Source organism: Sporosarcina sp. P20a (assembly GCF_002743175.1).
Classification (GTDB): Bacteria; Bacillota; Bacilli; order Bacillales_A; family Planococcaceae; genus Sporosarcina.
In genome coordinates this window covers 1-25,908 of record NZ_PDYT01000029.1, presented here as the reverse complement: position 1 = coordinate 25,908, position 25,908 = coordinate 1, and the positions used below count along the sequence as shown (strand labels likewise).

The window sequence follows — 25,908 nt, the reverse complement described above, 5'->3', positions numbered from 1 at the left end:
TAGCTGGCAATGTAAGTGGCAAGTGCATTGCCCTCACTCCGGCGCTGGTGGATGGCTTTCGCGAGGAGCCAGAGACAGGAAAGTTCGCCTGTCTTTGTCTCCTCGCTACGCCTACCACAGCAGGCGCCTTCGTTGGATTGGGAGTAGGGCAGTTCGTATACTTCTTTCGCAAGGGATTCATAATAGATATCACGATGTTGCTGATCTTTTTTTAATTAGAACCACAACCTAAATTACTACCACTCAGTAGCGCAGGCACAACTGCGGGGTAGGCCGTGGCCATGAGACAACTAGGCAGCCCTACCGCCAGCTGGCTCCTGGCTGTAGGCAATCCCCCACGTGCCTGCGCGAGTCCAGAAAGCAGACACTCACTAACTTCAGTCCCCAACAACCAGTCGAGCAACGCCCCTCAAGAAAGTGCCAAAGACTCGTAGCCGCCTAGTCTTTCCACCAAACGCGTTTCCAGGTTGGGTAAGGTACGCAATTCATCATTTTACTATCCTACTTAGAACCACAACCTAAATAACTACCACTCAGTAGCGCAGGCACAACTGCGGGGTAGGCCGTGGCCATGAGCCAACTGGCAAGCACTACCGCCAGCTGGCTCCTGGCTGTAGGCAATCCCCCACGTGCCTGCGCGGGTCTAGAAAGCAGACACGCATTAATTTAGGTATCCGACAACCAGTCGAGCAACGCCCTCAACAAAAAGTGACAAAGACCCGCAGCCGCATAGTGTATCTTCCATACGTGTTTCCAGGTTGGGTACTCCACACACCCTCTTAGGTTTAATGTAATACGAGGCATATATTCAACTAAACCCCCTTCATTTGTCAATTTAAGACACAAATATTTCAAGTGTAATATATTGTTTAATATTGAAATAATCTTGTTACATTACTGTAATAATCCGATAGTTTGGGAGATGCTAAGATAAATATACATAAACAGACAAGTAAACTAGCAAAAATACATACTATTATCGGAGGAAATTATGAATCTATTACAAAAGGTTATTTCAGTCCTAGCACTCTCGACACTACTGATCGTTTCGCCGTTTGCAGGACAAGCAGATGCAGCAGCTAAAACAACGAACATCACAAAAACAGCAACTAGCTTAACTGGTATCAAATATCGTTATGGCGGTACGACAAGAGCAGGATTTGATTGCTCAGGTTATGTAGGTTATGTATTCAAGCAAAATGGTTTAAAAGTAGCAAGAACTTCTCGTGCTATGTATGCATCAGGGCGCGCTGTAAAGAAATCAAGCCTTCGTAATGGTGATCTAGTATTCTTTAACACAACAGGACGCGGTGTTTCTCACGTTGGAATTTATGTTGGAAATGGCAAGTTCGCACATGCTTCTACATCAAAAGGTGTGCGTGTAGATAGAGTAAATGATTCATATTGGGGCAAGCGCTATATAGGCGCGAAACGTGTAGCAGGTATTTAATAGAAGAGACATCGATCTTCCTTAAGTGGAAGGTCGATTTTTTTATGAAAAAATACCGGATAGGAGAGGGGGAGGCCCCCAATCTTATCCGGTAAATATTAATTAGTTGCGTCTTGTGGAACGCGGATTGTCCAACGAGAGAAATCCGGTTCCTCTTTCTTTATCAATTCCTTAGGATAGATGAATGTCCAAGGAGTTGTGCTGTTTGCTTTCACGGAAAGTGGAGGATCAAGGTCGAATGTTCCCCGAGCTACCAATTCTCCTGTTGCGTCAATCAATTCAAGCGGCAGCTTTTCGATGTTGATTTGTTTAGAGTGGCCGTTACGAACGAATACGGATGCTGCAATAGTGCCGGCATCTTGTGATTGGATTTGGAAACCAGCGATATTCACTTCACGTGGCTTCAATTTCGGTAGATCTTTTACAATGTTAGCTAACGCTTCTTTTTGTTCAGCAGGGAGTTGTTCTTCCCATGTAGGTGCAAGTTCCAATTGGTGGGGCATCATCGAGTGAACGTTAAATGCAAGCTTCCAGTTCGTTGCTGGAATTTCTTCTACCAATTGATCTTTCTTTTCGAAAACGAATACCCATGGACGTGCACTGCGGGCTGGGATTTCGCCTAACTCGTTCAAGTCAAACTCTGCAGATGCTACAGTATTGCCTTCTTCATCAAGTAATAATAACTCGATTTCGCCTACAGTGATCGCTTGATCAAGTGATGAACAGAAGAATGCTTTGACTAACCAGCTACCGTTTGCAGGTTCCAAGTCGATATCGATACCTGATAAGGAAATTTGGTTTGGTTTTAAAGGCTCTAGTTCATTTGCGAGGAAACGGAAAACATATTCCTGCTCCTGTGTTAGACTCCATTGCTCATGAAGAGATAGTTCTGTTTCAATATCTTCATCGCCTGAACCAGCTTGGCCGTTTTCTAAAATTTCTTCGGATTCAACTGTACTGTCCAATCCAGTTTTCTCGGTTTTTTTGAATAAATTGAAGAGTTTCATTGGGAAACCTCCTGTTGTGTATTAAGTTGCTTCATGAATGCGATTATTTCGGACGCAATATCCCGGCGCAGGCGTTGATAGTGCTTGGCGAATATCTGCAAGCCTTCACGCTGGTAAATACGCATAGGATCTTCTTGTCCGTATGAACGCAATCCAATTCCTTCTTTTAGGCGAGTCATCACTTCTAAATGCTTAACCCACATCGTGTCAATATAGCTCAACATGACTTGTGGCAGCAGTTGACTCACTTGTTCATTATCAGTGAAAGTGTCGATAAACGCAAACAACTCTGCCATTTCTTCATCGTACTCTTTCATTATATCAGCAGTTCTATCTAATGAATTGGGAAGCTTAACCGGCGTCAATAATAGCGCGTTCATAGTCCGTTCGATACGATCGAAATCCCAATTGTCGGCGATTTCATTATCAGGACAGCTATCTAGAACAACGAACTCAACGGTTTCTGATAACATCGTCTTAAGTTTTTCAAAGATGTCTTTGCCTTCGAGTACGCGATTGCGTAAGGAGTAGATGACTTCACGTTGATCATTGATTACGTCATCTAATTTTAGATTATATTCACGCATAGAGAAGTGCGCGCCTTCAACGATACGTTGTGTACGTTCCGTTAGTTCATCTACTTCAGGGTTTAATACTTTACCATTCTCGTCTGTGCGGACTTTCGTTAAGAATTTCTCGAGTTCTTCAGGAGAGAAGCGCATATACATTTCATCTTCTAAAGAAAGATAGAATTGGCTTTCTCCGTGATCTCCCTGACGACCTGAACGGCCTCGTAACTGATTATCTACACGACGGCTTTCATGTTTTTCTGTCCCTAATACAAATAGTCCACCGTTTTCTTCCACACCTTCACCGAGTACGATATCCGTTCCGCGTCCTGCCATATTAGTAGCGACGGTAATATTACCTGCTTGTCCAGACTCGGAAATCAATGAAACTTCCTGCTCGACGCTTTTCGCATTTAATAGATGGAACTTCAATCCTTCATATCGTAAATATTTGGCGACAGCTTCGGATTGAAGAATGGACGTAGTACCGACCAAAACCGGTTGTCTTTTCGCATGACGAGCAGCTACTTCTTTTGCTACTGCTTTATACTTTTCTTCTGTCGTTCTGAAAACGAAATCTGGTGCATCGATACGTGCACGTGGACGGTTCGTCGGGATTTGGATTACTTCCATATTATAAACTTCACGGAATTCCGTATCCTGTGTTTTCGCAGTACCCGTCATTCCACAAAGCCTTGGATACATACGGAAGTAGTTCTGAATCGTAATTTGAGCTTGTGCTTTATTTTCATCTGTAATTTCGACGCCTTCTTTAGCTTCAATTGCTTGGTGAAGACCATCTGATAATGTTCTGCCCTCCATAATTCGGCCAGTGAACATATCTACCAATTCGATTTTTCCGTCGCGTACGATATAATCGACATCACGCTTAAAGATGACGAACGCGCGGACGGCTTGGATGACGTAGTGATAAAGTGTTTGGTGATCTAAATCATACAAGTTGTCGATACCGAATGCTTTCTCAACTTTTTCGATACCTTGTTCCGTAAGGGAAGTAGCTTTTGTCGCATCGTCAAAGTCAAAATCCTCTTCGACTTTAAAACGTTTGGCTAGGCGGGCTGCAATATGGTGAAGATCCGCATCTGCTTGTGTTTTACCTGCTACAATCAATGGAGTTTTCGCTTCGTCGATTAAGACGCTGTCGACTTCATCGATAATAGCGAAGTGATATGGCCGCTGCACTTTTTGGGAAGTATGTTGTACCATATTATCCCTTAAATAATCAAAGCCGAATTCTGTACCTACACCATACGTGATGTCTGCTTCGTAAGCGGCTTGCTTAGCTGGACCTTGCATCATCGGAACATTTAATCCGACAGTCAATCCTAGGAAACGATGGATTTGACCGATTTGATCAAAGTCCCGTTTTGCCAAATAATCATTAACTGTAATGACGTGAACACCTTTACCTTCAAGCGCGCGTACGTATGAAGGTAAAGAAGCTACAAGTGTTTTACCTTCACCAGTTGGCATTTCAGCGATATTACCTTCTGTCAATACAGCTCCACCGATTAGTTGCACATCAAAATGGCGCATACCGAGAACCCGTTTAGATGCTTCACGTACAACTGCGAAGGCATCCGGCATAATGGTCTCGACGGTTGCGCCGTCATTTAACTGTTGTTTGAATTGATCGGTCATTCCAGAAAGATCGTCATTAGACATAGCGATATATTTAGGTTCCAGTGAATTAATCTGCTCCACAATTTTGCGGTATTTACGCAATTGACGTTCACTCGTTCCAGTTCTACGTTTAAAGATTTTTAACATGAATAAGACGCTCCTTTATAAATCTCTATCTATAATGAGAGATTCCTATCTATTTTACCAAAAGGAGTGACAAAAGACTATCTATATATAGAAAGAGAAGAACAATAGATTGTTCATGATTTATCGCATGTAAAATGGACGAAACTTCATGATGGTAATGTTTAGTAGTGTTTGTAAGGAAGCAAGTAAGGGAATAGATGAGTAATGCATACTAAATGATGAAATCTAGCAACAATCATGTTATACTAAAAGGTGATATGTACGTAATGCTAATTGGGGAGGAAAGACATGTTATTCATTGCAATGTCTGTAGCTTTTATCGCTGCAATCATACTAACACCGCTAGTCATCAAATTCGCGTATCGGATCGGTGCGGTTGACCGTCCCAATTATCGGAAAGTCCACGCGAGAATCATGCCTAGAATCGGCGGGCTCGCAATCTTCGGAGCGTTTATTATTGGATATGCTATATTATTGCCGAAAGACGAGCACGCAGTAAGCATCCTAATCGGTGCAGTACTGATCGTCATGATTGGCTTTTTAGACGATATGCTGGAAATTACAGCAAAAGCAAAAATGTTAGGTCAGCTAGCAGCGGCGTTGGTCGTTGTACTATGGGGCGGATTACAAATTGAATTCATCAACTTGCCGTTTCTTGGTCAGCTAGACTTTGGTTATTTAAGTATTCCGATCACAATTATTTGGATCATCGGAATTACGAATGCCGTCAACTTGATTGACGGATTGGATGGTTTGGCAGCAGGAGTTTCCACTATTGCGCTCATTGCTATTACAGTTATGGCTCTATTAATGGGAGATGTCTTTGTTGCTGCAACAGCTTCCATATTGGCGGCTAGTTCGCTTGGATTCTTATTGTTCAACTTCCATCCAGCGAAAATTTTTATGGGCGATACCGGATCGCTATTCTTAGGATTTATGATATCGGTTCTGGCATTACTCGGCTTTAAGAACGTTGCCGTTGTATCATTAGTTATTCCAATTATCATGTTAGGTGTTCCAATTTCAGACACGTTCTTCGCGATCGTTAGACGAGTTCGCATGAAGCAGTCGATTACGGCAGCAGATAAATCGCATTTGCATCACTGTTTATTGCGCGTAGGTTTCTCGCATAGACAAGCTGTGCTCACAATTTATGGTATTGCGATTCTATTTGGAGCAGCCGCTGTATTGTTCTCACAAGCAACCGTGTGGGGTGCGTTGCTTCTGATCTTCGTCATGTTGATTGTGATTGAACTGTTTGTCGAGTTGATTGGTCTAGCGGGGGCGAATTATCGTCCGTTGTTAAATTTAGTACGCATGATTGGTAAATAAGTAAAGCGAGTCCTTGTCTGCTGCAAAGCGGATGAGGGCTTTTTTGTTGTGATTAAACTGAATGAGAAAGACCAGGAGAAGGGGGAAGTAACGTTGATCTGCGTTCCAGGCGGACGCTTTCCCATGGGCCCGCGGTGAGCCAACCAGGTCGCTATGCTTCCTTTTGGTTGTCTCACCTGATCGGGCTGTCCATCGGGAGTCGCCTTGCGCTTACAATCAACTCGTGTCGCTTTTTGGATTTATAGAGTCGAAGTCAAAGTCATTTCTGCCTGCGAATTTGAATTTCGTACTTAAATAGATTCGATGAACAAAATTAAGTTAGTTAATAACTTCAATGTACTCCCAAACTATTTATAGTCGCAAGGTAGTATTGGAGTGGAAGGCGACTTCATCGGGAACAGCGCGAGCTGAAAGCACCGCAGGGAGAGCTGTTGCGAAGTACGGCATTTGCGAGTAAAAGCGAAGCGTTAGGAGCACATCTTTGCACTCGAAGTGGACGAGGAGATCGGAGCTGTGCCCGTGGAACGCGTCCGCCTGAAACGTAAATCCCAAACCACTAGCTAATTAACACTCTTTAATCGAACCTACTCCTTTTTCTCTGTCTATAACAAAAGCGATGAAACCCGTTAAGGTCTCATCGCTTCTGAATGAACTATTGATAATCGGTTTGAGCGGATGCAGAGGATTGGTCCGTGTTTAGCTCGGTCAAAGAAGAGGAGTCTGGGATTACCCCAAGATGAGATTTCAGTATTTGCTTTACTTCTTCTAGCTTCTGCTCATCCAACTTGTAATAGTAAATACCTGTCGACATATCGTCATAGCCTGTCAATGTGATGGTATCCACGTCTGGAAGTCCGCTTTTTATATACTGGATAAACGACAACATTTGCTTAGATGTCATATCGGTCTTCATGTTTTCGCCAAGCGCATTGATCACGTCACCGTATTTGGTTATGGATGTAATCGATGTTGCTTCTTTAATCATCGCCTGAAGAATCATTTGCTGACGTTTACCGCGCTCGATATCATTATCGAGTTTACGAGTACGTGCTAAAGCTAACGTATGGCGTCCGTCTAGACGATGGAGGCCTGGCATTAGATGAATCGCATTTTTATCATTTTCATCTTTCTCGATACGCTCGTATGGAACTTCGACTTCTACACCGCCAAGTGCATCTACAACATCGATGAATGCATTAAAGTTCATTTTGACGTAATAATTGACGGGAATATCGAATAGTTCTTCGACTGTATCAATAGAAGCTCTAGTACCTCCATAGGCATGGGCGTGTGTGATTTTATCTTTATGCTTTACCTGTGGAATATAAACATAGGAATCACGAGGAATGCTGACGAGTTTGATGCTTTTTGTTTTAGGGTTCAATGTTGCAAGCACTAAAGCATCCGATCTTCCGTGCACTTCTCTATCTTGGCGTGCTTCGCTTTCGTCTACGCCAATCAATAGAATCGACACTTTATCTTTTGCGGGTTCGACATAAATTTCCGGCGGATCTTGCTTGGCGAGAGGTTCATAAGAACGATCTAGAACGTTCATCGCTTGGTTGTGTAGCTTGAATGCATAAGCGGAAATGCCTATGGCTGCGATGAGGAACGTAAATAATGCTATTTTCAAGAAGCGTTTTGTTTTAGACGCGTTCTTTTTCCTATACTCTTCTCTTTTCATTTTATACCTCCAGGGTGTACGGCGGAAATAAACCGTCAATGGAAAATCTATGGGAAGTTATTTTTAATTAAAAATGGCAAATCTTCACATAAAAATTGATGGTGATTTAATGAAGTCAGACCTTTTACTCATAAGGTTCACCTTCTACCATTATACCCGCTTTTCGATTGGACGTATAGTCAGATGTCGAACTCCAGGAATTTATGTCCGGCTGTGGCGATGCTTGCCTGACCGTTCGTTAATTCCATCATCCATGCCTGAAAAAGTTCCTGTTCTTCTTCAGGAACATATAAAAAGAGTTCAACGTCCTCTTCATAGACGATCTCTTTTAACGGGTAGTCGGATTGCCGTATTTCGTTTTCTACTTTGCCTAGCCATGTATAATCAATAGAAGTTTTAACTAGTGTGTGTAATTTTCTTTCCACGACACCTGTTGCGGCAATGCCTTCAGAAGCTGCTTTACCATAAGCGCGGATTAATCCGCCACCACCGAGTTTGATGCCGCCAAAATAGCGAGTCACGACAATCACGGTGTCTTTTAAGTGCTGCTTTTTCAACACTTCCAAAATGGGGAAGCCGGCTGTGCCTGAAGGCTCACCGTCATCGTTCGCTTTTTGGAACTGGTCATGTTCTCCTATGAGATAAGCAGAACAATTATGTGTAGCTGTATGATGGTTCTTTTTGATGTCCTGTATGAAGTCTAGTGCCTCTTGTTCTGTCTCGACTCTTTTGACAAATGACAGAAAACGGGATTTTTGGATGACGAATTCACTCTCTCCGTATAATTTTACGGTTTTATAATTAGCTCGCATTTGTCGTTCCCCCTACATTTGTAATATACTTATAATACTTTTTCATCATTAAAATGATATACTATATATGAAGTGTATAAGTATTTAGGCTAAACTGCAATAATGCTCACTTTGCGAATTTTCACATAAACGGATGCGGGAGGGAGTTATTTGAACGATAAGGCAATTGACATTCAACAGATGGAGAAAATCTTTGGCAACATGGTTAATGTAATGGATCGTTCAAAAAGCGACATTTTCTTAATTAGTGAACAAAGCCGCCGAAGTTTTGAAGAAATGCAAAAAGAGTTAGCAGAAGTGAAAGAAAGTATTTCTCATGTAATAACAGAAGGCGACTCTTTAGATGATATGTCACGTAACTCAAGAAAACGCCTAGCTGCTGTGTCAAAAGACTTTGTAACGTATAGTGAAGAAGAAGTTAAACAAGCGTATAGTGTGGCAAATGACTTGCTTGTACGCGCCTCCATCAATAAAATGGAGGAGAAACAACTTCGTGAAAGACGGGATGAACTTGAACGTCGACTGATGTTGCTGCTCTCTACAATCGAAAGAGCGGATCAACTTGTTAACCAAGTAACTACTGTAATCACATATTTAACATCTGACTTGAAAAATGTAAGTACAGCACTGGAAACGGCTCGCCAAAAACAAGACTTTGCGGTTCAGATTATCCAGGCCCAAGAAGAAGAGCGTAAGCGTTTATCACGTGATATTCATGATGGACCTGCGCAAATGTTAGCCAATGTCTTAATGCGTTCTGGTTTAATTGAAAAAACGTTTGTTAAGCATGGTCCAGAAGAAGCAATGCAAGAGCTATCTTACCTAAAAGAAAATGTTAGAGGTGCGTTATCTGAGGTTCGTCGTATCATTTATAATTTGCGGCCTATGGCTTTGGATGACTTAGGGCTTGTGCCGACATTGCGAAAGTATTTGTTGACCATGAGTGAATACGAGGCGCCGCTAATCATTCATTTCCAAAGCAACGGAGCAGAAAAAAGATTTGCCTCCAATTTTGAAGTAGGTATTTTCCGTCTCATCCAGGAATCAGTGAATAACAGTATAAAACATGCGAAAACTGATGAAATATGGGTCAAAATCGAATGGTTACGCGAATCAGTTAATATATTAATCAAAGATCAAGGTATCGGCTTTGATACAAATGAAGCAAAAGAGAAATCATTTGGTTTAATTGGAATGCAGGAACGTGTGGAGTTATTGAAAGGGAAAATGAAGGTCATTACGAAAGTCGGAGAAGGCACTTCGATTCTTTTTCAAATTCCACTGGACGAAGATCTATAAGTAAGGTAATTACTGGGAGGAATAGGATATGGAAGCGACAAAAATTTTGATAGTAGATGATCACCAATTATTCCGTGAAGGAGTTAAACGGATTTTAGATTTTGAGGAATCGTTTACTGTAGTAGCAGAAGGCGACGACGGAGTCGAAGTAGTTGAATTGTACAGAGAGTATGAGCCAGACGTAGTGCTGATGGATATTAATATGCCACGCATGAATGGTGTAGACGCGACTGAGCAATTAGTTAAAGAGTTTCCGGATGCGCGCGTTATCATGCTATCCATTCATGACGACGAGTCCTACGTAACACACGCTTTGAAAACAGGTGCTCTCGGCTACATGCTGAAAGAAATGGATGCAGACGCAATTATTCAAGCGATCAAAGTAGTAGCGAATGGCGGTTCATACTTACATCCTAAAATCACGCATAATTTAGTAACAGAATTCCGTCGTTTGAGCGAGAGAGAACATAAAGGATCCTTCCAGCAGAACGATATTCGTCGCCCGCTTCATTTATTGACGAAGCGCGAATGTGAAGTTCTACAATTATTGACAGATGGCCAGAGCAACCGGACAATCGGTGAAACACTCTTCATCTCAGAAAAAACTGTGAAAAACCACGTTTCTAGCATTCTGCAAAAAATGAGTGTAAATGACCGTACACAAGCTGTTGTTACAGCAATCAAAAATGGTTGGGTAGAAGTAAAATAATTAAAATAAGAAAAGGTCTTTGCATGTTGAAGGCCTTTTTCTCTACGTAGGAGGAGCATATGAAGAAAAAAATAGCAGTAGCGTCCATGGCATTAGTGCTCGCATTAGGCGCATGTGGTAACGCGGATGAAACGAAACAGAACAATCCTGAAACTGGCGAACCTGCACCAGGCAGTGGTGCCATTGATCATGGAGTAGATGATAAAAAAGTAGGTTTCAGCATGTCAGGTGACAAAGTGGAAGAAGCCACGGATGTACCAAAAGAAGATAAAGAAGAAATTCTAGCTGCTTTTGATAGCTACATCGAAACATTGAACAATACAGACATAGATGGTTATCTGGCCACGCTTTCTACCAAAGGTTATGATCTAGAAGAAGAGCGTCAGGCTATGGAAGAAATGCTTGAGAAATCTACGATGAAACGTGAAGCAGATAATGAAACAATCGTAAAATATTCAGGTGATAGCGCGCAGTTGTTTTCTACGTTGAAAACAACATTCACGGATATTGAGACAGAGGTAGAAAATACACATGAAGGTCGCCAAGTGACTGTGTTCAATAAAGAAGATGGCGCATGGAAAGTATTCTCTATCCACTTTATTGGCGATGAACCAGCAAAAGAATAAATCCTCTTTTTATATCGATTTAGCAACAAAACTTCCAGTTGTACACACTGGAAGTTTTTTTATGCGAAAAAAAGCCATACTACGAGTACTTGCTTTTCTGCGCTAAAGGAATTATAATCAATGAAAGAACATACGTTCTATAAGGAGGCGATTTCGATGCCTTTGATCCCCGCAGAGGCAATGCCGTATTTGGAGAACTATATTTACCTTCCCATGCTATTGACGATTATGGAACGTGACCGTCAGTTATTAGAGAAAGTACCGTTTAAATTGAAAAGTCCGTACCTTAATTTGCTGGACGAGACGATGAACACAGTTTCTGCTGATTTACAAACCACCTCTTTGTACTTGCAAAAGCATAAAATGAAAGTGATACGCCATTCAACAGATGAACTATTTACGGAATATGTATTTTTACATGATGGCTATCAAGATATGCGTCGCTATTTGAATGTGCGCTTACGTAACCGATCAGAAGAGTTGCTGAATCTGTATATTAGGAAATTGTCGAATCAGAACTCTTCGGCTCCATGATCATGTAATAAGAACTGCGCAATTCTTCCTGAGCATTTTCAAATCGTTGAGACAAAATATGCGATAGCGCCATTTGACGATAAACCGTAGCTAACGACGTGTCTAGTTGCATCTGCGTATCATTTTTCAGAATAACAGTAACACCATCCTCGTGCTGAACTGCGTCTTTTACTGCGTGATAGGCTACCCATGAGTTTTTATGTAAGGTAGGGGACAGTAAAGGAAAAAATAATAACGGTCGGTCATTTGAATGTGTCAACATGATCGGTGGCTTTGGACGATTTTTCAAATCCATTTTGGAACTGTTAATGATGGACTCAAAGTTGGAACGGTAATGCGCACAAGAATCTCTCATAATTTCTAATGGTGTTTTCTCGACAATAAATGTCCGGTCGCTTTCTACTACTTTTGTATAGTACGGGTTCGCATGTTGTCCATGAAGTAATGCAAAAGTATGAAATGTAACGATATAAGACGATAAATAATGCGGATTAGCCATGTTGTTCCCTCCCTTTTAATAGGACCATATACGTATTAATTATAGTATAGAAAAAACGAAAATCAACTGTAATGTTGGAAAATAGTAAATGTTCTATTAATATGGTGGATTTTATCGAATGATTATGGATAGGTGAGGAGACTAGACTAGGCGGCTACGGATCCTGATTTTTTTTGTTGAGGGCGTTGCTTGACTGGTTGTTGGGTACTGAAGTTAGTAAGTGTCTACTTTCTGGACCCGCGCAGGCACTTGGGGGATTGCCTCCAGCCAGGAGCCAGCTGGCGGTGGTGCTGCCAGTTGTCTCCCGGCCACGGCCTACCCCGCAGTTGTGCCTGCGCTGCTGAGTGGTATTTAATTTGGTTGTGGTTCTAAGAATGATAATTGCGTATCTTACCCAACCTACAAACGCGGTTGACGGAAAGACTATGCGGTTGCCGGTCTTTGTCACTTTTGGTTGGGACATTGCTCGATTGGTTGTTGGGGACTGAAAATAATGAGTGTTCACTTTCTGGACCCGCGCAGGCACGTGGGGGATTGCCTCCAGCCATGAGTCAGCTGGCGGTGGTGCTGCCAGTTGTCTCATGGCCACGGCCTACCCCGCAGTTGTGCCTGCGCTACTGAGTGGTTTTTAATTCGGTTGTGGTTCTAAATAGGAAGAAGATCTGCGACTTGGTAATCCTCATTTTGTGCTTTTGAAAAAGAAGTATATGAACTGCCTTACACCCAATCCAACGAAGGCGACTGCTGTGGTAGGCGTAGCGATGAGACAAAGACAGGCGAACTATCCTGTCTCTGGCTCCTCGCGAAAGCCATCCACCAGCGCCGAAGTGGGGACAATGAACTCTCCACTTACATAGGCAGCTAAACCACAACCTCCTAAACAAACAGGAAACAGGAAATGCACGTGCAAGAACCACAATCCACCGCCACTTATTACGCACACTTAACAGAAACGTAATCCGACAGCACTTCAACGAGTAAAAACAACTACTCGAACTGCCATACCCCCAATCCAACGAAGGCGACTGCTGTGGTAGGCGTAGCGAGGAGACAAAGACAGGCGAACTTCCTGTCTCTGGCTCCTCGCGAAAGCCATCCACCAGCGCCGTAGTGGGGACAATGGACTTGCCACTTACATTGCCAGCTAAACCAAAACCAAAACCAAAACCAAAACCAAAACCAAAACCAAAACCTTCTGATCAAACACGAAACAGAAAATGCACGTGCAAGAACCACAACCCAAAGCCGCTTCTTACGCACCCTTAACAGAAACATAATCGAACACGCATGCTGTCCTTCTCACTCTATATCGATTTTCAATACTCAAAAAGTAATCCTATAACCAAATGAAAAAAACTGAGGGTCATTCCCACATGTGTAGGAATGACCCTCAGCGTAACCCGTAACTTCAGTTCTGATAATCAATAGCTGCAGCACCCAATGTTTTAGCCGCTGCGATCATAGCTTTTTCGTCTATATCAAAACGTGGGTGATGATGTGGGTAAGCATCCGTTGGCTTCGCACCTGTAAAGAAGAATGTACCTGGAACTTTTTCCAGGTAATAAGCGAAGTCCTCGCCACCCATTTGCGGTTGCATTTCTTCTACACCTTTTAGTTCCGTAATCGATTCAGCCACAGTTTTTAAATAGTTCGTTTCTTTTTCATGATTGACGACTGCCGGATATCCACGGAAGTATTCTACAGTGATTTTGCAATCGTGGGATAGGGCGGTACCTTCAGCTATACGCTTTATTTCTTGTTCCATTAGATTGCGTACGTCGTTGGTAAATGTACGAACTGTTCCGCCTAGAACGGCTTGGTCGGCGATGACGTTAAAAGCGTTATCTGCGACGAATGAGCCGACCGATAGAACAGCGGATTCGATTGGATCGACGCGTCTTGAAACGACTTGTTGTAAGTTCATTACTAGCTGTGAACCGATGACAATTGCGTCTTTCGTTTGATGTGGAGAAGCACCATGTCCGCCAGCACCTTGAATGGTAATATGGAAGCGGTCCGCTGCAGCCATAATTGGGCCTGAAGCGTAATAAATGACACCTGATTCGAATAAAGACCATAAGTGTGTGCCGAAAATAACGTCGACACCTTCTAAACAGCCGTCTTCGATCATTGCAATAGCGCCACCTGGAGCTAATTCTTCCGCGTGTTGATGGATAAATACATATTCACCAGTAAGTTCATCGCGCATTTCGTTCATAGCTTTTGCCAGTTGAAGGAGCGTTGCGGTATGGCCGTCGTGTCCACATGCGTGCATGACGCCAGGTACAGTGGAAGCGTACGGCGTATCTTTTTGATCTTGAATAGGCAATGCGTCAAAGTCTGCTCGCAAAGCAACTGATTTTCCTGGCTTTGCACCTTTGATTCTTGCGACGACACCGTTGCCACCTACTCCAGTACGTACTTCCACACCAAGTTGATTATAAAAATCAGCGATATAGGCAGCGGTTTTCGTTTCTTTAAACGAAACTTCCGGGTTCATATGCAAATAGCGGCGCATCTCTACCATATCGTCATAAGATTGTTCGAGTTTCTGAAATAATCGTTCTCTCATTTTAAAACCCCTCTCAAATAGACAAATAAGTCAATCAACTCGTTCAGTATAGCAAGCGGTCAACCACATCGCAAACTGCAAGTTTTGAAATTACAGGGAATTGAAATGAATTAAATCAGTGTAGAAATGACTAGTTAGATCACTTTCAACATAAAAAAAGAAGGTCTGACGTCGAAACGTCAAACCTCTTCAGTAGGTGTTTTATAATGTGTGGTGTATGGAGCGCTTGTGAAGATATGTTGTGAAGCACCGCCGGCATCCTTGAAAACCGTTTTATCGGATAATTGATTACCAGGGGAGTTATACCAGATCTCATACAAACGTCGTTCCGTCCATTGTGTTAACAATGTATACGTATCAGAGCCGATAGGACGCAATAAGCGGAATGCTACGAAACCTGGCATGTTTTGCAGTTTTTCACCCAGTTGCTTGTACTGATGTTCGAAAATAGGTTTCCCTTCATCTGTTACTGCAACGTTATCCATTGCAAAGAATCCAGGTTCGGACAGGTTGCCATAAGAACCTACTACTTCAAACTTTCTTGGTGTTTGAAACACGCTCTTGCCGTTCGTCTCATGTAGCAACAGCGTACTACCACCGCCATTCATCAAAAGTATTGGTTCATCGGTGTGCTGGTCTCTGATTTTCTCCATAAAACCTAATGTTCCAGTTGTCATATAAATATTCATATAAAATTCCTCCTTTGGCTAGTAACAATCGTCTGTGCTTCATTTAATTGAAAGCACTCTTTACCAGTGTATGATTCTACATGTAGTAATTCCCTTAATTCTCTTGAATCAAACACTTATTGCAAGCAAGTTAGGAATGATTGTCTAAAGCATGGCAGAAGTGTGAGTTGTCCTAGCACAAAATTATGACAAAGGCGCAATTCACTATACATTGACTTGTCAACGGTTTATCATGAGAACGTATATGAGTTACGTGAAAGAAATTAAAAATATGGAAAGAGGTATCTCTGAATATGTCAACTTTTAATGATACGTTATTACGCGCTGCGAGAGGCGAGGAAATCGATCACACGCCCGTTTGGTTCATGCGTCAAGCAGGACGTTCACAGCCGGAATATCTTAAAATCAAAGAGAAATACTCCTTGGAAGAAATTACGCATCAGCCTGAATTATGTGCGTATGTCACAAAGCTTCCAGTAGATCAATATGATGTAGATGCAGCCATTTTATATAAAGATATTGTTACACCACTAGTAGGTATCGGAGTAGACGTAAAGATTAAATCAGGCGTAGGTCCTGTTATCTCAAATCCAATTCGTTCTGCACAAGATATCGCCAACTTAGGTGAATTTTCGGCAGAAGAGCAAGTTCCTTACGTTTTGGATACGATAAAAATGCTGACACAAGAGCAATTGAATGTCCCACTGATTGGTTTTGCAGGCGCACCATTTACACTTGCGAGCTATATGATCGAAGGCGGTCCTTCAAAGAGCTATAACCTAACAAAATCCTTCATGGTATCTGAGCCACAAGCTTGGTTCGCATTAATGGATAAGCTAGCTGACATGACGATTAGTTATATTACAGCACAAGTTAACGCAGGTGTGAAAGCTGTGCAAATATTTGATTCATGGGTAGGCGCATTGAATGTTTCGGATTACCGAATTTTCATTAAACCTACAATGACTCGTATTTTCACGGAACTACGTAAATTGAATGTTCCATTGATTACCTTCGGAGTAGGCGCAAGCCACTTGGCGAATGAATGGCATGATCTGCCAGTCGATGTAGTCGGACTGGATTGGCGCTTGTCTATTAAAGAAGCTGGCGAACGCGGTATGACAAAACCATTGCAAGGAAACTTGGATCCATCCATGTTACTGGCAGACTGGTCTGTTATCGAAGAACGTGCAAAGATTATTGTTGAACAAGGTGTAGAGCACGGTAGCCATATCTTCAACTTAGGCCACGGTGTATTCCCTGACGTAAAACCGGCAACATTGAAACGCTTAACAGCTTTCGTACATGAATATAGTAAAGAATTACGTTCGAAATAACAATCCAACCATGAGGTGAAAATGATGACGAAAAAGAAAATGGGCTTACTCGTTATGGCGTACGGAACACCAAACTCCTATGACGATCTATTACCGTATTACACGCACATCCGTAGAGGCCGTCCGCCGGCTCCGGAACAAGTAGAAGATCTTCGCAATCGCTATGAAGCAATCGGAGGCATTTCACCACTTGCGCGGATTACGGAAGACCAAGCGAACGCACTAGGCGCACGTTTGAATGAAGCACAAGACGAAATTGAATTCAAAGTATATGTTGGTTTGAAGCATATTGCACCGTTCGTCGAAGATGCTATACAAGAAATGCATGAAGACGGTATTACAGAAGCTGCATCTATTGTCTTGGCACCACATTTCTCTACGTTCTCCGTTAAATCATACAACGGTCGCGCGAAAGAGGAAGCGGACAAGCATGGAATCACACTTACTTCAGTTGAAAGCTGGTACAAGCAACCGAAATTCATCGAGTACTGGGCGAACCAATTGCGTCAAACATATGATGCGATGGACGAGACAGAAATTGAGAATACTTGCTTGATCGTATCAGCTCACTCGTTACCAGAAAAGATTCTAGCTAACGGTGACCCATACGCTGATCAGTTAAAAGAAACAGCTGAAATGATCACACAAGCAGCAGGCGTAAAAACTTACGCACTCGGTTGGCAAAGTGAAGGGCAAACGCCTGATCCTTGGTTGGGGCCGGACGTACAGGATCTAACACGTGAACTGTTTGAAACGAAAGGTTATACATCATTCGTTTACACACCAGTTGGTTTCGTGTCAGATCACTTGGAAGTTCTGTATGATAACGACTACGAATGTAAAGTAGTCTGTGACGATATCGGCGCAGCGTACCACAGACCTGCAATGCCGAACACCGATCCTTTATTCATTGATGCAATGGCAGATGCTGTAATGGATCAGTTACACGCAACAAAATGAATTCAATTGGATCGGAGTGAAAAAGGACATGAGTGAACGTAAAAAAGTAGTCATTATCGGCGGCGGCATCACGGGTCTCGCTGCAGCGTACTATTTGCAAAAAGATGCCCGTGAACAAGGACTTCCCATAGATATCATCATGATTGAAGCGTCAACAGAACTAGGTGGAAAAATCCGAACCGTCCGTCGAGACGGCTATATAATCGAACGCGGTCCCGACTCCTTTTTGATCCGTAAAAAAAGTGTAGACCAATTAGCGACTGAGCTGGGTATAGAAGATCAACTTGTTCGCAACGCAACAGGGCAAGCATATATCTTTCTGCATAATCAGATGCATAAAATCCCAGCTGGAGCTGTCATGGGTGTACCGACTGAAATTAAACCATTCGTGACGTCCGGTTTATTCAGTTTGAGTGGTAAAATACGTGCGGCAGGTGACTTCGTATTACCACGTTCTGAAGTGACCGGAGATCAGTCACTCGGTAAGTTTTTCCGTCGTCGCTTTGGTACAGAAGTGGTAGAAAATCTAATTGAGCCACTATTGTCGGGGGTTTATGCCGGTGATATCGATCATATGAGCTTGGAATCAACTTTCCCACAGTTCTATGAAGTGGAAAAAAATCACCGTAGCTTAATTTTAGGAATGAGGAAGACCACTCCTAAACAGTTGCCGCAAAAGAATAGTCATAGTTCGAAAAAAATGGGTGCTTTCCATACATTTAAAAACGGTTTGGATTCATTGATTGAAGCATTGGAAGAGCAATTGACTGATGTCGATGTGATGAAAGGTACGCGTGTCACCAATATAATGAAACAAGACGACCATGCTGTGCTGACGTTGAATGATCAGCGGAAAATCGTAGCAGATGCAGTCATCATGTCAACGAGCCACACAGTTGCGAGTCGTTTGTTTGAACCACATGGTTTGTTGAAAGAACTCGGAACGATTCCGATGACATCCGTCGCAACTGTCGCACTAGGTTACCCGAAAACTGCGATGAAGAGCGATATCGATGGAACGGGGTTCTTAGTACCACGCAGCAGTAATCATTCGATAACCGCCTGTACACTCGTCGACCGGAAATGGCCGACGACGACACCAGACGATAAAGTGATGGTGCGTGCATTCGTCGGACGTGTTGGGGAAGAAGCGATTGTCGACTTACCAGATGCTGAGATTGAGAAGATCGTTCGCAAAGACTTGGGAGAAATTCTCAAGCTCGAAGGTGAACCGGATTTCTGTATTATCACACGCTGGAAAGAGGACCGACCGCAATACCGCGTAGGCCATAAAGAAAAGGTTTTACGTGCGCGGGAAGAAATGCAATCAGCGTTCCCGATGGTCGAGCTCGCTGGTGCCTCGTATAATGGAGTCGGTTTACCTGACTGTATCGATCAAGGCGTCGCTGCGAAAGATCAAGTGCTGGCGAAGCTGTTTAAATAATAGGAAAAAATCCGTACAACCATCGTTGTACGGATTTTTTATGTTGTATGGTGAGTGGGTTTGACTGGAAGGTGCGGTTTTTCAGGGGAATGGCGCGGTTTGCTTGCCATAATGCGCGAATTGCTCAAGCTATGTATGTATTTAGGCAGAAAAAAAGCGAATATAGGAATATTCGCCGAATGAAAGTTTTGTTTTATTTTACGTTGCAATGATTACATTGATTAGAGTAACACTCATGCTGCTCTTCAATTTCAGTTCCACAAGTCGCACAAACCTTCGCCGGCAAGTTCTTGAAAAATTCAACGATGCTTTCTACCATATTAATCAATCCCCCTTCGCTTGTTGTATAACTCTTTGGTATATACACATTGTATTACAACAGATGCCGAAAGTCAACAATTCATTTAACTATCTGTTAAAATGGAATCAAGCCTTTTGCGACGCGCTTTCAAGCTGTTTTAGAGGCTCTGAATTGAGAGAATTAACAGAAAATAATTGCGGCAATTTTGTGAGGAGAGAAGAAAATATGAAATTTATCGATAATCAAGGCGTTACGGACCCACGTATTAACCTGGCTATTGAGGAATATGTACTCAATACGATGGACGTAGACAAAGATTCGTATTTACTGTTCTATATCAATGAACCTTCTATCATCATTGGGAAAAACCAAAATACAGTAGAAGAGATCAATACAGAGTTTGTCGATCGTCAAGGCATCCACGTAGTACGTAGACTGTCTGGTGGCGGTGCGGTGTATCATGATAAAGGAAACTTGAACTTCAGTTTCATCACGAAAGATGATGGAGAGTCGTTCCGTAACTTTAAGAAGTTTACGGAGCCTGTAACAGATGCGCTTGCCAAAATGGGTGTTAAAGCGGAATTGCTTGGCCGTAATGACATTTTGATTGATGGACGCAAAATTTCAGGGAATGCACAGTTTGCGACAAAGGATCGGATGTTTAGCCACGGCACGTTATTGTTTGATACAGATATGGAAGGTGTCGTGAATTCACTTAAAGTGAAGAAAGACAAAATCGAGTCAAAAGGGATCAAGTCGATTCGCAGTCGTGTCGCGAATATTTCCGAGTTCTTGGAAGAGCCTATATCCATTGAACAGTTTAGACAGGAAATCTTGAACTCGATGTTCGATGGGGAAGAAAATATTGAGTATCGTGTGTTGACGGATGAAGATTGGACGAAAATCCGTGAATTGTCTGCGGAGCGCTATGGTAACTGGGAGTGGAATTACGGTCGCTCACCGAAGTTCAACTTGCAGCAATCGAAACGGTTCCCTGTCGGTGGCATTGATGTTCGCTTGCAAGTGGAAAAAGGCAGTATAGAAAACGTTAATATCTACGGTGACTTTTTCGGTGTTGGCGAAGTCCAAGAAATTGAAAATCGTTTAGTAGGTGTGAAATATGAACGCCAGGCGATCACGGAAGCGCTCGAGTCAATGGACGTGGAGAAAATCCTTGGTGGTATTAAGCTAGAAGAATTTGTGAATGTCATCTATTAAGGAACAGCGCATGTCTTGCGGGGCATGCGTTTTTTTGTATAGGAGCATTCATTTATGTGTACTGTGAAATGCGTTATACTGAACATAACGAGAAAGTGAGGGATTATGGTGAAGCATCGAATTTTTATTGTAGAAGATGATTTGAAAATTGCTCAATTGCTAGCGGGAACGCTTGAAAAATATCAATATGAAGTCGCGATCATTCAGGACTTTGACCGAGTTGTAGAAGAATGTAATGCGTATAATCCGCATTTAGTGCTATTAGATATCAACTTGCCGATTTATGACGGTTATTATTGGTGTCGTCAGTTACGTCAACATACGATGTGTCCGATTATTTTCATCTCGGCACGCTCTGGTGATATGGATCAAGTGTTTGCACTCGAAAATGGCGGCGATGATTTCATTACAAAGCCATTCCATTATGAAATTGTATTGGCGAAAATAAAAAGCCATTTGCGCCGTTCATTTGGGGAATACTCACCAAGTCAGTCGGAGCGCGTAATTGTGTCAGGGAATCTGACGTTATTTATAGAACGGATGACGCTGCAAAAAGGCAAGGAAGAAATTCCTCTTCAGAAGAAAGAGTGTGTCATTTTGGAATTGCTGATGGGCGAGTCTCCGAAAGTAGTGTCGCGCGAAAGGTTACTTGAAGAATTGTGGGATGATCAGTCATTCGTCGATGAAAATACGCTCAATGTCAATATGGCTCGAGTGCGCAAGAAATTGACCGATTACGATGTGCAGTCTTGGATTGAAACGGTGCGTGGTGCGGGGTATCGCTTCATGCCGGAGTCGGAAGCCTGATGAAAGCATTCACGCTGTTCGTTAAAGAGCATGTGCCGTTTATGCTGTTTCAAATCGGACTCGTATCGTTCATTCTACTGTTGTTTTGGCTTGACGGCTTCCGCAACCCGAATACGGCGATCTATTCCGTCGCGATGAGTATTCTGCTTACGGCGGGCTATTTGGGAGCGAAATACATCATGCGGCGTACGTATTATGCGAAGATCGTAGAAAAACCGAAACAGATGGAAGATGCGTTGATACGGCACGTCATGACGCCTGAACATAGAAAGACGATGGAATTCACGCGAGAGTTGTATCGCCTATACCAGCATGAAGTACAGACATTATATAATAGACAAAATCGTCATTTGCATTTCATGAATCAATGGGTGCATCAAATGAAAACACCAATCTCGGTCATTAATTTATTATTGCAAGAAGATGAAATCGATAAGAAGAGTATTGAGCAGGAAGTAGGGCGCATCCAAAGTGGATTGGAAATCGTCCTCGTTAATGCACGGCTTGAAACGTTTGAAGAAGATATGCAAATTGAGAGGCTATTACTTAGACAAGTGTTGCAAGAAGTGCTCAATGACAACAAACGACTCTTCATTGCGAACGGTCTGTTTCCTGTGCTGAACGTTGATGAACACTTAACGGTTGCAACCGATCGAAAGTGGATCAAGTTCATGCTCAATCAATTCATTACGAATGCAGTGAAATATACATTTGAAAAAGGGAAGAAAATACATGTCAATGCAGTGCAGCTACAAGAAGGGCTGTGTCTGGAAATCATCGATGAAGGAATCGGAATTCCAGCATCTGACTTACACCGCGTGACGAAAGCTTTCTTCACTGGGGAAAATGGTAGGTTATCTGGAGAATCGACAGGCATGGGGCTGTATATCGCGTCCGAAGTCTGTGAGAAACTAGGCCATCAACTGACGATATCCTCAAAACAAGGGGAAGGCACGACAATCGCATTATTATTTACAGACGGAGAGGCGGGTGAACAATCAGATGACTCAACCGGTCGTTAAGATGGAAGATGTAACGAAAATCTACGAAGGAAAAGTGATACATCGTGCATTGAATCAATTGGATTTCGATGTGCAAGAAGGAGAGTTCGTTGCCATTATGGGACCGTCGGGAAGTGGTAAGACGACGCTATTGAATTTATTGATGGCGACCGATATTCCGACCTATGGCAAGATTGTCATTGGAGGCGTGGAACCGGAAAAGCTCAGTCAAAATGACATTGCCTTATTCCGCAGACGGCAAATCGGTTTCGTCTTTCAGGAAATCAATTTACTGCAAATGTTGACGGTGGAAGAAAATCTTGTATTGCCGTTAACTCTTGATGGGTTACCCGTTGAAGAGATGAAAAGGCGCGTAGAAGATATGGCACAAAAGCTGAACTTGGAAGATATTTTGGAGCGTCGACCGGATGAATTATCAGGTGGACAAGCACAGCGTACCGCGATAGGACGAGCGCTCATCCATCAGCCGAGCATTGTATTAGCGGATGAGCCGACAGGAAATTTGGATTCCAAATCAGCGAAAGATGTGCTTGAATTACTCGAACATATTAATCAACATGAAAAGACGTCGATTATTATGGTGACGCACGACCCAATTGCGGCGAGTTATTGTGACCGCGTGCTGTTTATTAAAGACGGGGAGTTTTTCAATGAAATCTATAAAGACGAACGCCGGCATACATTTTTCCAACGTATCTTGAATGTGTTGTCATTACTTGGAGGTAATGTGAATGACTTTTCGACAGTTCGCTTACCGTAACGTCCTTCGTAACCGCCGGGTGTATGCGGCATTCTTCATGGCGAGTGTATTTTCCGTCATGGTGTTTTTCCTTTATTCGATGTTGCTATTCCATCCGTCGATTGAAAACACTTTTCTAAAAGAGATTTCAGTACTCGGTATGGGAATAGCGGAAATTATTCTATTTATTTTTACGCTATTTTTCTTGTTTTATTCTATGCGTGCATTTTTACAAGCGCGATCGAAAGAGTTCGGTGTGCTATTGCTTCTCGGAATGGCCAAGCGCCAGTTGCATCGACTCATTTTCATCGAGACGATGTTGCTCGGCTTCGCATCGATCATTAGTGGGATTTTCCTCGGCTTCATGTTTTCAAAGTTCTTCTTCATGATCGTCAAAGCCATTGTGCAAATTCCGGTATTACCGCTTTATTTATCATGGAAACCATTCGTGCTGACGATGGGTGCATTCCTTAGTTTATTCGCTATTATTTCATATATCGCACCCGTATTCATTCAGCAAGGACAAGTATCGGACTTGTTAAATGGGGATATGGCCGTGCAGTCGGTGTATTCGTACTCGAAAAGCCGAGGGATCTTCGGAGTCGTGCTATTGTTGCTAGCCTACGCTATGGCGGCATTCGTCTCACGCTCGAGTATCATCAGTCTGTTCTTCCTGCTACCGCCACTCATCACATTCGGAACCTATTACTTTTTCACGGACACTTTACCGCTCGTCTTACATGCTTTGCGACGGCAAAAGAACATCTTCTGGCGGGATTTTTGGATGATCTCGATCTCGGAAAGCATCGTCCGTTTAAAAGAAAATGCCCGGATGTTCTTCATCGTCACAATCGTTTCGACGATCGCGTTCATGTCAGTCGGTATTCTGGCATCGTTAACATCATTCGCTTCGCAATATCGTGAAGTTAATCCACTTGGGCTTATTTATAAAAGCTTGCCGCATAATGAATTCGAGTATCCACATATCGCAAAATTGACCAATGAACTCGACCAAGAAGGCCTTGATTATTGGGCTGTGCGATTTCGTGTACTTGAACAGCAATCTTCGTATACGAAGAATAAAGTCAATATCGTCAAGCTATCCGATCTGAATGAACTGGCCGCAACTTTCGGGGAAAAGCCACTTTCCTTACAGAGTGGACATGCGTTGTTCTTACCGGCAACAGCAGCCGCGGCCAATCAACTGTCGACAGAATCAGTCAACACCGAACTGGCTGACAGTAGAGTCTCACTTGAGATCGAAGGCGTCTATCCGTATAAACTGTTTCCGCCGAATGCGCTTGGACTCAATACAATCGTCGTGAATCATTTGGATTTCGACCGCATTGAAGAACAAGCAGGTGTCGCTGCACTCGCGTTTAATTATTATGCGTTTAACGTAAGGGACTGGCAGGAGACGCAGGAAATCGGATTATCAATCCATGCCCAAGTGCTGGCGGGGCTCATGCTCGAACATCGCGATCCGGTGCGTTATGAGTTTGAGAATCCAGGATTAAATTACTCGCATATCCGTATGACGTTCTCGTTGCTGTTGTTTATCGGATTATTGCTTGCAGGTGTATTTTTCCTTGCGTCCGGTAGTTTCATTTACTTCCGGTTGTATACGTCGCTGAGTCATGATCGACGGCAGTATGCGGTGTTGCAACGGATTGGGATGACGGACAGGGAGTTTACGAAGATCGTCAACCGGCAATTGATTCCGCAGTTTTTCTTCCCGTGGGGAGTGTCGTTCATCCACAGCGTGTTTGCGTTTATGTCGCTGCAGGTCATTTGGGATGCGCTCGCTGAGATTTCGATTGTTAAGGAGCTAGCGCTCGTGCTTGCGGGCTTTGCGCTGATGCAGGTGTTCTATTTCTACTTGATCCGCTGGCGGTATATTTCACATATTAAGGCACCTACTTCTTAGGAAGAGGTGTCTTTTCTTATGAATAGAGAGTTACATAGTGAGTGCAAGGGGATTGAAGCTCCAGCTGGGGACGCTTTCCGGAGGGCGTGGCTTGAGCCAAGCGAACAGCGAAGGGTTCGCTTTGCCGTATTTCTGTGTACTTTGCAGAAATTAAGGCATCAGTCCAGGGTCTCGGACTCACGCTGATCCTCCCGGAGTCGCCCCAGCTTCCGCTTCAATCCCTACGTGGGAGGTGTAGGTACATAGATTACTTTCTGTAGTGGTGTGCTAGTTGTTGTTGTGTTTGAACTTATTCAAATTCAAGTGTGAGTGGAGGGGGTAAGTGGGTGGGGATTGAAGCTCCAGCTGCCGGACGCTTTCCCATGGGCTCGGCTTAAGCCAAGCGAACAGCAAAGGGTTCGCTTTGCCGTATTTCTGTGTACTTTACAGAAATTAAGGCATCTGTCCAGGGTCTCAAGCTCTCGCTGATCCATCGGGAGCATTCCTGTTTGGTTAGTGGAACCCTATTGAAATAGAAAAGTCCCCTTGGTATGATTCGGGGTGTCAAGGCGTCGACGGCTTGACCCCTAATTATAACCAA

At 43.0% G+C, this 25,908-nt stretch carries 23 protein-coding genes; 15 read left to right on the top strand and 8 right to left on the bottom strand.

What is annotated here, in order from left to right; translation table 11 throughout:
* Together CSV72_RS17080 and CSV72_RS15415 are read left to right on the top strand one after the other, a co-directional pair.
* On the top strand, nt 1-215 hold a 215-nt coding region (locus tag CSV72_RS17080; protein ID WP_233191330.1), incomplete at its 5' end, for a hypothetical protein.
* A gap of 776 nt (nt 216-991) precedes the next feature.
* The gene (locus CSV72_RS15415) at nt 992-1,450 is read left to right on the top strand and encodes a C40 family peptidase (protein WP_099679096.1); all 459 of its coding nucleotides are present in this window, start codon (nt 992-994) and stop codon (nt 1,448-1,450) included.
* A gap of 98 nt (nt 1,451-1,548) precedes the next feature.
* Here CSV72_RS15415 and CSV72_RS15410 read toward each other — a convergent pair whose 3' ends face one another.
* Complete coding sequence (locus tag CSV72_RS15410; RefSeq protein WP_099679095.1) at nt 1,549-2,457, bottom strand: accessory Sec system S-layer assembly protein; 909 nt, start codon at nt 2,455-2,457, stop codon at nt 1,549-1,551.
* On the bottom strand, nt 2,454-4,817 hold the full coding sequence (gene secA2, locus CSV72_RS15405; protein WP_099679094.1) for an accessory Sec system translocase SecA2: 2,364 nt from the start codon (nt 4,815-4,817) through the stop codon (nt 2,454-2,456). The genes CSV72_RS15410 and secA2 overlap by 4 nt, the downstream gene beginning before the upstream one ends.
* A gap of 288 nt (nt 4,818-5,105) precedes the next feature.
* Here secA2 and CSV72_RS15400 point away from each other — a divergent pair, with 288 nt between their 5' ends.
* Complete coding sequence (locus tag CSV72_RS15400) at nt 5,106-6,149, top strand: glycosyltransferase family 4 protein (protein ID WP_099635596.1); 1,044 nt, start codon at nt 5,106-5,108, stop codon at nt 6,147-6,149.
* A 652-nt stretch (nt 6,150-6,801) separates the two neighbouring features.
* Here CSV72_RS15400 and CSV72_RS15395 read toward each other — a convergent pair.
* Both CSV72_RS15395 and CSV72_RS15390 read right to left on the bottom strand, forming a co-directional pair.
* The gene (locus tag CSV72_RS15395; RefSeq protein WP_099679093.1) at nt 6,802-7,833 is read right to left on the bottom strand and encodes an LCP family protein; all 1,032 of its coding nucleotides are present in this window, start codon (nt 7,831-7,833) and stop codon (nt 6,802-6,804) included.
* A 179-nt stretch (nt 7,834-8,012) separates the two neighbouring features.
* Nucleotides 8,013-8,645, bottom strand: a complete 633-nt coding sequence (locus tag CSV72_RS15390) for a YigZ family protein (protein ID WP_099679092.1) — start codon at nt 8,643-8,645, stop codon at nt 8,013-8,015.
* A 150-nt stretch (nt 8,646-8,795) separates the two neighbouring features.
* Here CSV72_RS15390 and CSV72_RS15385 point away from each other — a divergent pair, with 150 nt between their 5' ends.
* The 4 genes from CSV72_RS15385 (at nt 8,796) to CSV72_RS15370 (ending at nt 11,813) form a co-directional block, all read left to right on the top strand.
* Complete coding sequence (locus CSV72_RS15385) at nt 8,796-9,944, top strand: sensor histidine kinase (protein ID WP_199170122.1); 1,149 nt, start codon at nt 8,796-8,798, stop codon at nt 9,942-9,944.
* A gap of 28 nt (nt 9,945-9,972) precedes the next feature.
* Nucleotides 9,973-10,653 (top strand): response regulator, encoded by a 681-nt coding sequence (locus CSV72_RS15380; RefSeq protein WP_099679091.1) that lies wholly within the window; start codon nt 9,973-9,975, stop codon nt 10,651-10,653.
* Nucleotides 10,654-10,712: 59 nt separating this feature from the next.
* The gene (locus CSV72_RS15375) at nt 10,713-11,279 is read left to right on the top strand and encodes a nuclear transport factor 2 family protein (RefSeq protein ID WP_099679090.1); all 567 of its coding nucleotides are present in this window, start codon (nt 10,713-10,715) and stop codon (nt 11,277-11,279) included.
* A gap of 120 nt (nt 11,280-11,399) precedes the next feature.
* Nucleotides 11,400-11,813, top strand: coding sequence for a YhjD family protein (locus tag CSV72_RS15370; protein WP_233191327.1), 414 nt, complete (start codon nt 11,400-11,402; stop codon nt 11,811-11,813).
* Here the strand turns inward: CSV72_RS15370 and CSV72_RS15365 are convergent.
* The 3 genes from CSV72_RS15365 to CSV72_RS15350 form a co-directional block, all read right to left on the bottom strand.
* Complete coding sequence (locus CSV72_RS15365) at nt 11,776-12,312, bottom strand: competence protein ComK (protein WP_099635602.1); 537 nt, start codon at nt 12,310-12,312, stop codon at nt 11,776-11,778. The two genes, CSV72_RS15370 and CSV72_RS15365, sit on opposite strands and share 38 nt — an antisense overlap.
* Nucleotides 12,313-13,720: 1,408 nt before the next feature.
* The gene (locus CSV72_RS15355; RefSeq protein ID WP_099679087.1) at nt 13,721-14,884 is read right to left on the bottom strand and encodes a M20 family metallopeptidase; all 1,164 of its coding nucleotides are present in this window, start codon (nt 14,882-14,884) and stop codon (nt 13,721-13,723) included.
* 179 nt (nt 14,885-15,063) lie between these two features.
* Nucleotides 15,064-15,573: an antibiotic biosynthesis monooxygenase family protein gene (locus tag CSV72_RS15350; RefSeq protein ID WP_099635605.1), complete on the bottom strand. Its 510-nt coding sequence runs from the start codon at nt 15,571-15,573 to the stop codon at nt 15,064-15,066.
* Nucleotides 15,574-15,866: 293 nt separating this feature from the next.
* On the opposite strand from CSV72_RS15350, the gene hemE reads away from it, so the two are divergent.
* From hemE to hemY, 3 genes are read left to right on the top strand one after another with little or no spacing between them, the layout of a single operon-like run.
* Nucleotides 15,867-16,910 (top strand): uroporphyrinogen decarboxylase, encoded by a 1,044-nt coding sequence (gene hemE / locus CSV72_RS15345; RefSeq protein ID WP_099679086.1) that lies wholly within the window; start codon nt 15,867-15,869, stop codon nt 16,908-16,910.
* 24 nt (nt 16,911-16,934) lie between these two features.
* Nucleotides 16,935-17,870, top strand: coding sequence for a ferrochelatase (hemH, locus tag CSV72_RS15340; protein ID WP_099679085.1), 936 nt, complete (start codon nt 16,935-16,937; stop codon nt 17,868-17,870).
* 28 nt (nt 17,871-17,898) lie between these two features.
* On the top strand, nt 17,899-19,314 hold the full coding sequence (gene hemY, locus CSV72_RS15335; RefSeq protein WP_099679084.1) for a protoporphyrinogen oxidase: 1,416 nt from the start codon (nt 17,899-17,901) through the stop codon (nt 19,312-19,314).
* 193 nt (nt 19,315-19,507) lie between these two features.
* On the opposite strand, the gene yhfH is transcribed toward hemY, so the two are convergent.
* Nucleotides 19,508-19,633, bottom strand: a complete 126-nt coding sequence (gene yhfH / locus CSV72_RS15330; RefSeq protein WP_083035173.1) for a protein YhfH — start codon at nt 19,631-19,633, stop codon at nt 19,508-19,510.
* 207 nt (nt 19,634-19,840) lie between these two features.
* On the opposite strand from yhfH, the gene lplA reads away from it, so the two are divergent.
* The 5 genes from lplA (at nt 19,841) to CSV72_RS15305 (ending at nt 25,328) form a co-directional block, all read left to right on the top strand.
* Nucleotides 19,841-20,833 (top strand): lipoate--protein ligase, encoded by a 993-nt coding sequence (gene lplA / locus CSV72_RS15325; RefSeq protein WP_099679083.1) that lies wholly within the window; start codon nt 19,841-19,843, stop codon nt 20,831-20,833.
* Nucleotides 20,834-20,938: 105 nt separating this feature from the next.
* On the top strand, nt 20,939-21,640 hold the full coding sequence (locus tag CSV72_RS15320) for a response regulator transcription factor (RefSeq protein WP_099679082.1): 702 nt from the start codon (nt 20,939-20,941) through the stop codon (nt 21,638-21,640).
* A complete protein-coding gene (locus tag CSV72_RS15315; protein WP_099679081.1) occupies nt 21,640-22,662 on the top strand; it encodes a sensor histidine kinase in 1,023 nt (340 codons plus the stop codon). The genes CSV72_RS15320 and CSV72_RS15315 overlap by 1 nt, the downstream gene beginning before the upstream one ends.
* Entirely contained in the window at nt 22,643-23,422 is a 780-nt protein-coding gene (locus tag CSV72_RS15310) for an ABC transporter ATP-binding protein (protein ID WP_099679080.1), read from the top strand. The genes CSV72_RS15315 and CSV72_RS15310 overlap by 20 nt, the downstream gene beginning before the upstream one ends.
* Nucleotides 23,394-25,328 carry an FtsX-like permease family protein gene (locus CSV72_RS15305; RefSeq protein WP_099679079.1) on the top strand — a complete coding sequence of 645 codons (1,935 nt, stop codon included), beginning with the start codon at nt 23,394-23,396 and terminating at the stop codon, nt 25,326-25,328. The genes CSV72_RS15310 and CSV72_RS15305 overlap by 29 nt, the downstream gene beginning before the upstream one ends.
* The last annotated feature ends 580 nt before the right edge of the window (nt 25,329-25,908 follow it).

Coding starts and splice junctions, on each gene's coding strand:
- secA2 (WP_099679094.1), bottom strand. CDS start 4,817: ATGTTAAAAATCTTTAAACGTAGAACTGGAACGAGTGAACGTCAATTG.
- hemH (WP_099679085.1), top strand. CDS start 16,935: ATGACGAAAAAGAAAATGGGCTTACTCGTTATGGCGTACGGAACACCA.
- CSV72_RS15320 (WP_099679082.1), top strand. CDS start 20,939: ATGGTGAAGCATCGAATTTTTATTGTAGAAGATGATTTGAAAATTGCT.
- hemE (WP_099679086.1), top strand. CDS start 15,867: ATGTCAACTTTTAATGATACGTTATTACGCGCTGCGAGAGGCGAGGAA.
- yhfH (WP_083035173.1), bottom strand. CDS start 19,633: ATGGTAGAAAGCATCGTTGAATTTTTCAAGAACTTGCCGGCGAAGGTT.
- CSV72_RS15350 (WP_099635605.1), bottom strand. CDS start 15,573: ATGAATATTTATATGACAACTGGAACATTAGGTTTTATGGAGAAAATC.
- CSV72_RS15355 (WP_099679087.1), bottom strand. CDS start 14,884: ATGAGAGAACGATTATTTCAGAAACTCGAACAATCTTATGACGATATG.
- CSV72_RS15390 (WP_099679092.1), bottom strand. CDS start 8,645: ATGCGAGCTAATTATAAAACCGTAAAATTATACGGAGAGAGTGAATTC.
- CSV72_RS15365 (WP_099635602.1), bottom strand. CDS start 12,312: ATGGCTAATCCGCATTATTTATCGTCTTATATCGTTACATTTCATACT.
- CSV72_RS15400 (WP_099635596.1), top strand. CDS start 5,106: ATGTTATTCATTGCAATGTCTGTAGCTTTTATCGCTGCAATCATACTA.
- CSV72_RS15305 (WP_099679079.1), top strand. CDS start 23,394: ATGACTTTTCGACAGTTCGCTTACCGTAACGTCCTTCGTAACCGCCGG.
- CSV72_RS15310 (WP_099679080.1), top strand. CDS start 22,643: ATGACTCAACCGGTCGTTAAGATGGAAGATGTAACGAAAATCTACGAA.
- CSV72_RS15375 (WP_099679090.1), top strand. CDS start 10,713: ATGAAGAAAAAAATAGCAGTAGCGTCCATGGCATTAGTGCTCGCATTA.
- CSV72_RS15395 (WP_099679093.1), bottom strand. CDS start 7,833: ATGAAAAGAGAAGAGTATAGGAAAAAGAACGCGTCTAAAACAAAACGC.
- CSV72_RS15370 (WP_233191327.1), top strand. CDS start 11,400: ATGAAAGAACATACGTTCTATAAGGAGGCGATTTCGATGCCTTTGATC.
- lplA (WP_099679083.1), top strand. CDS start 19,841: ATGAAATTTATCGATAATCAAGGCGTTACGGACCCACGTATTAACCTG.
- CSV72_RS15410 (WP_099679095.1), bottom strand. CDS start 2,457: ATGAAACTCTTCAATTTATTCAAAAAAACCGAGAAAACTGGATTGGAC.
- CSV72_RS15415 (WP_099679096.1), top strand. CDS start 992: ATGAATCTATTACAAAAGGTTATTTCAGTCCTAGCACTCTCGACACTA.
- CSV72_RS15315 (WP_099679081.1), top strand. CDS start 21,640: ATGAAAGCATTCACGCTGTTCGTTAAAGAGCATGTGCCGTTTATGCTG.
- hemY (WP_099679084.1), top strand. CDS start 17,899: ATGAGTGAACGTAAAAAAGTAGTCATTATCGGCGGCGGCATCACGGGT.
- CSV72_RS15380 (WP_099679091.1), top strand. CDS start 9,973: ATGGAAGCGACAAAAATTTTGATAGTAGATGATCACCAATTATTCCGT.